Origin of the sequence: Absiella sp. AM09-50, from assembly GCF_003433845.1 — a bacterium.
In the GTDB taxonomy this organism is placed as follows: domain Bacteria; phylum Bacillota_I; class Bacilli_A; order Erysipelotrichales; family Erysipelotrichaceae; genus Hoskinsella; species Hoskinsella hominis.
This window is the reverse complement of the sequence record NZ_QVFI01000054.1, coordinates 1-7,478: the sequence shown is the minus strand read 5'-3', so window position 1 is coordinate 7,478 and position 7,478 is coordinate 1. Positions and strand designations below refer to the sequence as shown.

Sequence of the window (7,478 nt, the reverse complement as noted above, 5' to 3'; positions counted from 1 at the left end):
TTAAGATTTACACTGGTTTTTTTTTAATTGTCCTTGACAAAGGGTACACTTTATTATGGATGGGTATTATTTTAATTTGTTTTTATACCAAAAAATTTGGGTTTCTTGATTTATTATTGATACCAATAGTTGATGATTTAATAAATAATAAAAATAGAGTAAATGCGATATTAAAAAAGAATAAATTAGTTTACCTTGCGCTTTTTTTTAGCTTTATTTATACGATTATTTATAATAAAGTTGGCTTTAATGGTAGGGGGCAGATGCTGGGTCTGGATTTATGACTTGTACGGCATTAGGAGAGGTAAATCTTGCGGGGCTTTCAATATTTTTATTATATGGTTTAGCAAAAAACAAATATAAGTATTTATCAAAGATTATACTTATATTTGGAATTTTTACATTTTCAAGATCTTATTTTTTAGCAATTATCTGTATAATCTTATGCAGTACTAGATTAGTAAATAAATTAATAGAAAAACTTATTAGAAAGCTATCATATATAAATTTGACATTAATTTCATCAGTTTTTATGTTTGGCTTAGCTATATTGCAGATTAGTGTTTTTTTAAATAATAGAATTGTTGCAATGCAACTTAATTCTGGTTTTGCAAGAATGTTTCAACTTAATGATTATTCAAATTTTTACAGAATGCTAGCAATATTTATTGTAGTTGCAATTTACGTATATTATCCAAAATTTCTATTAGTCGGAATAACAGATGATGAATATTTATTATATGGAAGAGAAATAGCTAATAATTTAAATGTTCCCTTTATTGGAATTGGTCCTCATAATTTATTTTTTTCGCATTTAAAAATATATGGAATTGGGGTTGTATTTGAAGTGTTTTTTATTTCGAAATATTTAAAAAAAATTGTAAATAAAAATAATTTTGGCTTTTTTATAGCTGTATTATTGTATGCAATAGTTATGGGAAGCGGTTTTAACAACTGGTGGTTATTTTTAATTACAATTGTATTGATTGTAAATGAAAAGTGACAAGGAGATGGCAAAAATCATGGAATTAGTAAGTGTAATAATGAGCACATTTAATGAACCAATTTCTTATATAGAAAAAAGTATTGAGTCAATATTAAATCAAACATATGGTAACATACAGCTTATATTGATTAATGATAATCCAAATAGAAAAGATCTAGCTGATTTTTTATATGAGATGTCAAAAAAATATAATAATATCAAATATTTGATAAACAAAGAAAATCTAGGATTAGTTAAATCCTTGAATAAAGGAATAGATGTAGCTGATGGATTTTATATAGCTCGTATGGATGCTGATGATATTTCGAAAAATGAAAGAATTTCTGTTCAAATTGAATTTTTAAAAAGTAATAATTTAGATTTAGTTGGATCAAATGTGATTAAAATTGATGAAAATGAAAATGAAATTGGCTTTATAAATGTTCCAACAAAAAATAATGAGATAATTAAACTTAACGAATATGGTTCCTGTATTCTTCATCCAACATGGTTAGGAAAAAAATCTGTTTTTAAAGATCTAAATGGTTATAGAAATATATTTTCTTGTGAAGATTATGATTTTATTACTCGAGCAATTAGAAATAATTATAAATTAGGAAATGTTAATAAATGCTTGTTAAAGTATAGGATTAGAAAAGATGGAATATCTATTTCATCCGAAGCAAGACAAAAATTGTTGATGTACTTTATTTCTTGTAATAGATATATTATTGATGAAATTGATATACAAGATATTGAAAATTATATTAATTCTGATGGATATAAAAAAGATTATAGAATGATTAATAATTTCATAATAGAAAAGAATAAATTGCTAACGAGTTGTAATTATTTATATTTATTTAAAATTATTTTAAATAAATATTTTTATAAAAGTATGCGAGCAAAAATAAAACTAAAACGTTTTTGATTGAATTAGTAGGAAGGAAATTTATGAATTTATCTTTATTATTATATAGAATTTTTAGAGATAAAAATATCTCTATTTTGAAAAAAAGAAAGTTTTATCAATTTGGAAGTAATTCTAATATTAAAAAACCGTATTATCAGCTGTCGGGAATTGATAAAATAAAGATTGGAAATAATGTCACAATTATGAAAAATTGTAGGCTAGCAGTTTATGGCAATGGGTTAAATGAATGTATAACAATTGGAAATGATTGTTATATTGGATTTGGATTATCTGTATTAGCTGATGCAAAAGGAAAAGTGAATATTGGAAATCAGGTATTAATCGCATCTAATGTTTTAATTACAAATGAAGAACATGGTATTGAACCAGAATCAGAAATCTCGTATATGGATCAAAAATTATCGTGTAAAAACGTAATAATTGATGATGGTTGCTGGATAGGAGAAAAAGTGTGTATATTGCCAGGGGTACGTATAGGTAAAAAATCTATTATTGGAGCAGGGGCAATAGTTACGAAATCTATACCAGATTATTCGATAGCAGTTGGAAACCCTGCAAGAGTAATTAAATATTATAATTTCGATAAAAAGAGATGGGAGAGTGCTAGATGAAAAAAATGGATAAAGATGTTATATATGTTCCACTTCAGGGGCGTATAGGCAATCAATTATTTCAATATGCTATTGCAAGAAGAATACAAATTGAAAAAGGTAAAAATGCAAAAATTATAATGGATGATTCTGATGTTTTGCGCTGTAAATGGGAAAACTCACTAGCATATTATAATTTACCAAATGTTGAATATGTACATGATAGTATTACAAAAAAAACATTTGTTTTTAGTCACCAAGCTATTTTAAGAAATATATATAAAGTCTTAACCAAATATATGAATTATAAATCTAAATTTGCATTTGAGAAAAAAATACAATTTTTTATTAATAAATTAGGAGTCGCATTATGTGAAAATGGCTATATTGACTTTGATTTAGATTATTCAAAACCGATTTACCTAGAAGGATACTTTCAATCGGAAAAATATTTTAAAAATTATTATTTTGATATCAAAAATATAATAACAGATAATTTTCATGATCAGTTAAATGAATATCCCGAAATAGATAAAATTCGTAGAAGGAATACAGTGTGTATTAGTGTGAAAATAGAACACAATGTTGGAAATTCGATTTTTAGCGTTTGTGGAATTGATTATTGGAAGAAAGCTATAGAGTATATTATGAAAAATGTTGAGAATCCATTGTTTTTTATTTGCTCAGACAATGTTTCTTATGTTTTGGATAATTTAATTGACACTAATAAATATGATTATGTAGTACAAGATAAGAATTCTCCAGTTTTCTTATCATTAGCTGCCATGGCAGAGTGTAAACACTTTATTATAGGGAATACAACCTTTGGCTGGTGGGCACAATATTTGTCAGAATTTGAGAATAAAATGGTAATTGCACCATCGAAATGGATGGCTATTGATATGCCGATAGATATATATCAAAATAATTGGATTCTAATAGAAGTTTAGACGAGGAGGAATATTTATGAAAAGTATAGGTATATTATATATATGTACAGGACCTTATTATTTATTTTGGGAAGATTTTTTTAAATCATTTGAGGCAAAATTTTTAACAGATTATGAAAAAAAATATTTTGTATTTACTGATGCAAAACACATATATGCTGAAGACAATCCAAATGTTAAGAAATATAAATTAGATCCTCAACCATGGCCTTTAATTACTCTTCTTAGATTTGCTACATTCTTATCTATTAAAAATGATTTGAAAGATTGTGATTATCTAATGTTTTCAAATGCTAATATTGTTTGCGATGATTTTATAACAGAAAGTGAGTTTCTGCCTAGAATAGAGAAAGGAGAAAAAATTTTTGTAACAAGCCATCCTGGGTACTATAAAAAAGATAAACTATCATTCCCGTATGAAAGGCATTCAAGATCATTAGCTTATGTTCCTTGGAATTGTGGTGAAAATTACGTAATTGGAGCTATGTTTGGAGGTACACGAAATGCATTCTTAACTATGGCAAAAGTTTTGAATACAAGAATTGAAGAAGATTTAAAACGAAATGTTATTGCTTTATGGCACGATGAATCGCATTTGAATAGATACATAGTAAATAGATCTGATGTTAGAGTACTTCATCCAATGTATTGTTATCCATACGGATTAAATGTTTCCTATGGTAAAAAGCTATCAGCTGTCGGGAAACAGTCAAAATTTGATGTTAATAAATTTAAGGGGCAATATGACAATAAACCAATTACAATTAAAAGAATTATAAAAAAAATTAATGAAATCACAAAATTGGCATCGATAGTTATGTTGGCTTTTGACACTATTACATTTAAACGAGTGAAAATTATAGATTATGAAGAAGAAAAATAATTCATTAATAAATATAATCGCAGCTTTGATTACTTTTATTGTACAAATGTTTATTAGTTTTTGGTTATCACCGTTTATAATCAGTAAACTTGGTGAAGAATCATATGGATTTATCAATTTGGCGAATAATTTTGTTTCGTATGCTTCTTTAATAGCTGTTGCTATAAATTCTATGGCAAGTAGGTATATATCTCTGGAATATAATTCAGCTAGATTTGAAGAGGCAAAAAAATATTATAGTACTGTGTTTTGGGCTAATTGCTTGTTGTTTGTTATAATAATTATATGCTCCTCTATTATTGTGCAAAGACTGGATTGTTTTATAAATATATCACCAAATTTAGTGGCACAGGTTAAAATAACGTTTATGTTAAGCTTTGTAAACATGGGAGTCTCTCTCTTGGGTACTGTTTATACTGCTGCAGCATTTACCACAAATAAGATGCATTTAAATTCATTGATACAAATTATTGCTAATGTTGGGAAAAGTTTTTTATTACTTTCTCTATTTACATTTTTACCTGCAAAAATTTATTATTTTAGCATTGCATTATTGACAGCTGGTTTAATAACACTTATTGGTAATTACATTGTATCTTCACGATTACTTGTAGGGTTTAAAGCTCAAAAAAAATACTTTGAATTAAAAAAAATTGTTATACTTGTAAAATCAGGCGTTTGGGTTTTGATTTCAAATGTTAGCAATATACTCCTAAATGGATTTGATTTATTACTGAGTAATTGGTTTATAAGTAGCACAATAATGGGAAGACTTTCATTAGCTAAACAAATACCCTATGCATTTAGTTCAGCTTTGGGTATTTTTTCGAATATCTTTGCCTCAAGTCTTACGCTGAACTTTTCTAAAGAAGGGTATAAAAGTTTGGTACAAGAGGCAAAAAGTCAATTAAAGATATTGTCATTTATATTTACTGTACCTTATGCCGGAATAATAGTTTTTGGGAAACCTTTTCTATCTCTGTGGTTAAAAAATGCAAATTACACCTCTAACCAATTAAACGAAATATATGTTCTTATGATAATTATTCTTTTAGATATTATCGTTAGCACATATATGTATAGTATTCATTCAGTATTCATTGCTTTGGATAAGGTTAAAACTTATTCCATCTTACTATTTTGTGCTAGCATAATTAGTGTGTGTTCAACAATATTTCTTGTTAAATATACTTCTTTGGGAGTGTTTGCAATAGCTGGGACAAGTACTGTTGTTTTAGGAATAACTCATAGCATTTTTATTCCAATTTTAGCTTCAAAGTTGTTAAATGAAAAAAGAGATGTTTTTTTAAGAGTAGAACTTAAATCATGGACAATACTTTTTGTTATATCATGTGTTTTCCTTTCTATAAGAGCTTTTATGACTTTTAATGATTGGTTTTCTTTTTTCTTGAATGTGATATTAGCTGGTTCTATAGGCTATATAATGTCACTCTTCTTGGTCTTAGATAAAAACGAAAGAAGAATGATAATAACTAGGATATTTTCTGATTAGTATTCGAACATATAAAACCATAAATAGAATATCTGGTCTTACTCGATAATGGGTATAACTTCCATCAAAACAGCACAAGAAATTGTGCTGTTTTTTTAGACTTTGATATTTCTTATTTTTGGGTATTTATGGTATAACATACATGATGAGATAAAACTTATGAAATATAATAAACTTGACTTAAATGAAAGATTGCTTGGGGATGATTTCATTGTTTATGACTGGAAAGAAGATGATTATAAGATCATAATTTATTTAAAGGCTACTTCTCATAAGGATATCTGCCCTGTTTGTGGACATCCTGTATGTGACCTTCATAATACATATCATAGAAAGATTCAAACTTATCCTATTAGAGGCAAATGTGTGTGTAAGAGACAAGAAAGTCGTAAAAGAATGGCTTGTGAATCACAAAAAATAAAAATAGCCTCACGAGATATAGTAAGTGCCTACGCTGCCGTCCTTAATGAAATTCTTCCTAAATGTATGTATACAGGTAGCTGATTGTTTTCATCTTCTCCAGAATCTGATTGATAAGATGAAAGATATATTCAGACAAGAAATAACTGGAAACATTTTCATAAAAGATGGTCAAATAATGGAAAGGGAACCAGTATTTGATAAAAGTGCCACTGATAAGAATAACGAACAACATCAAAGAGATAAAGAAAATCGAAAAAAAACAACAGTTGATCATCATGATACAAAAGCGATGGAAAGAACTTGATGTCAAAAAATATAAAGTCATCATGGATGAATTTGGGATCTCACAGATGACTGCGAAAAATATATACATATGAGTGAAGATGAAATACGGGCATTAGATCATCCAGCTGTATATAAGGAGAAAAAGAAACCTACAATGATTAAGTTAATGTCATCTATAAAATGTATATCGACAGAGTGAAACCAGAAATCATATTTAGCTATCTGTAAATCAGGATATTGTGATACATGAAGTGCTTTAAGTAATCACATTGCAAGGATATTAAAAAATAATTTTGGAGTAAAGTTATCCATAAAGTGGTACCTGAAAAGCGAATATCCCAAAGATATTACGGTTATCAAAAGAAATGAGATACTTATATATATCACAACGAAAAATGAGAAAAAAGTGAAAAGTAAAAGAGTAGAAGCAAATATCGCACTTATTAAAGAAAAATATCTAATCATCAAAAGCTTAAAAGAAATCTTTGATTCCTTTCATTCAACGTTAATAGGTAATGATCCAAATGAATTATCAAACATTATCGAAAAAATATAGAGAATCAAGAGTAAAAGGTTTCATAGGAGGCATAGAAAAAGATATTGCCCTGATCAAGAACGCAATATCTCTTCCAAATAGTTCTGGATTTGTTGAAGGAAACAACAACAAATTCAAACTTATCAAACGTATATTATACGGAAGAAGCAATTTTGTCGACCTATTTCGCAAATGTTATTAACCATTTTTGATGAATAATACAGATATTGACTTGATGGCTATTTTAAAAACAAAAAGCAGCACAATTTCTTGTACTGCTTAGATGACGGTTATACCCATTTACGAGTAAGAACCAATAAACCGAGTTCAATGCCAATAAGTTAAAGGTATTGACAAAAACAAAAATCAGGAATATAGCT

At 27.3% G+C, this 7,478-nt stretch carries 10 protein-coding genes; all 10 read left to right on the top strand.

Annotated features, from left to right (window positions below; all coding sequences use genetic code 11):
- The coding region (locus DW114_RS21405) for a hypothetical protein (protein WP_158554343.1) at positions 1-284 on the top strand (284 nt) is incomplete at its 5' end.
- Complete coding sequence (locus tag DW114_RS20805) at positions 281-1,003, top strand: hypothetical protein (protein ID WP_117456260.1); 723 nt, start codon at positions 281-283, stop codon at positions 1,001-1,003. The genes DW114_RS21405 and DW114_RS20805, both read left to right, overlap by 4 nt.
- Before the next feature lie 19 nt (positions 1,004-1,022).
- Complete coding sequence (locus DW114_RS20800) at positions 1,023-1,916, top strand: glycosyltransferase (protein ID WP_158552376.1); 894 nt, start codon at positions 1,023-1,025, stop codon at positions 1,914-1,916.
- Positions 1,917-1,939: 23 nt separating this feature from the next.
- Positions 1,940-2,530: an acyltransferase gene (locus DW114_RS22050; protein WP_117456257.1), complete on the top strand. Its 591-nt coding sequence runs from the start codon at positions 1,940-1,942 to the stop codon at positions 2,528-2,530.
- Positions 2,527-3,459, top strand: a complete 933-nt coding sequence (locus DW114_RS20790; RefSeq protein WP_117456255.1) for an alpha-1,2-fucosyltransferase — start codon at positions 2,527-2,529, stop codon at positions 3,457-3,459. Before DW114_RS22050 ends, DW114_RS20790 begins: the two co-directional genes overlap by 4 nt.
- 16 nt (positions 3,460-3,475) lie before the next feature.
- Positions 3,476-4,342 carry a family 6 glucosyltransferase gene (locus DW114_RS20785; RefSeq protein ID WP_117456253.1) on the top strand — a complete coding sequence of 289 codons (867 nt, stop codon included), beginning with the start codon at positions 3,476-3,478 and terminating at the stop codon, positions 4,340-4,342.
- Positions 4,326-5,855, top strand: coding sequence for a lipopolysaccharide biosynthesis protein (locus tag DW114_RS20780; RefSeq protein WP_117456251.1), 1,530 nt, complete (start codon positions 4,326-4,328; stop codon positions 5,853-5,855). Before DW114_RS20785 ends, DW114_RS20780 begins: the two co-directional genes overlap by 17 nt.
- Positions 5,856-6,014: 159 nt before the next feature.
- Positions 6,015-6,359 carry a transposase gene (locus DW114_RS21900; protein WP_207732776.1) on the top strand — a complete coding sequence of 115 codons (345 nt, stop codon included), beginning with the start codon at positions 6,015-6,017 and terminating at the stop codon, positions 6,357-6,359.
- Positions 6,360-6,453: 94 nt separating this feature from the next.
- Entirely contained in the window at positions 6,454-6,582 is a 129-nt protein-coding gene (locus DW114_RS22045) for a hypothetical protein (protein ID WP_255411933.1), read from the top strand.
- Positions 6,583-7,078: 496 nt separating this feature from the next.
- The gene (locus tag DW114_RS22260) at positions 7,079-7,300 is read left to right on the top strand and encodes a transposase (protein ID WP_117456249.1); all 222 of its coding nucleotides are present in this window, start codon (positions 7,079-7,081) and stop codon (positions 7,298-7,300) included.
- Positions 7,301-7,478 lie beyond the last annotated feature (178 nt).

Coding starts and splice junctions, on each gene's coding strand:
- DW114_RS20805 (WP_117456260.1), top strand. CDS start 281: ATGACTTGTACGGCATTAGGAGAGGTAAATCTTGCGGGGCTTTCAATA.
- DW114_RS20800 (WP_158552376.1), top strand. CDS start 1,023: ATGGAATTAGTAAGTGTAATAATGAGCACATTTAATGAACCAATTTCT.
- DW114_RS22050 (WP_117456257.1), top strand. CDS start 1,940: ATGAATTTATCTTTATTATTATATAGAATTTTTAGAGATAAAAATATC.
- DW114_RS20790 (WP_117456255.1), top strand. CDS start 2,527: ATGAAAAAAATGGATAAAGATGTTATATATGTTCCACTTCAGGGGCGT.
- DW114_RS20785 (WP_117456253.1), top strand. CDS start 3,476: ATGAAAAGTATAGGTATATTATATATATGTACAGGACCTTATTATTTA.
- DW114_RS20780 (WP_117456251.1), top strand. CDS start 4,326: ATGAAGAAGAAAAATAATTCATTAATAAATATAATCGCAGCTTTGATT.
- DW114_RS21900 (WP_207732776.1), top strand. CDS start 6,015: ATGAAATATAATAAACTTGACTTAAATGAAAGATTGCTTGGGGATGAT.
- DW114_RS22045 (WP_255411933.1), top strand. CDS start 6,454: ATGGAAAGGGAACCAGTATTTGATAAAAGTGCCACTGATAAGAATAAC.
- DW114_RS22260 (WP_117456249.1), top strand. CDS start 7,079: ATGATCCAAATGAATTATCAAACATTATCGAAAAAATATAGAGAATCA.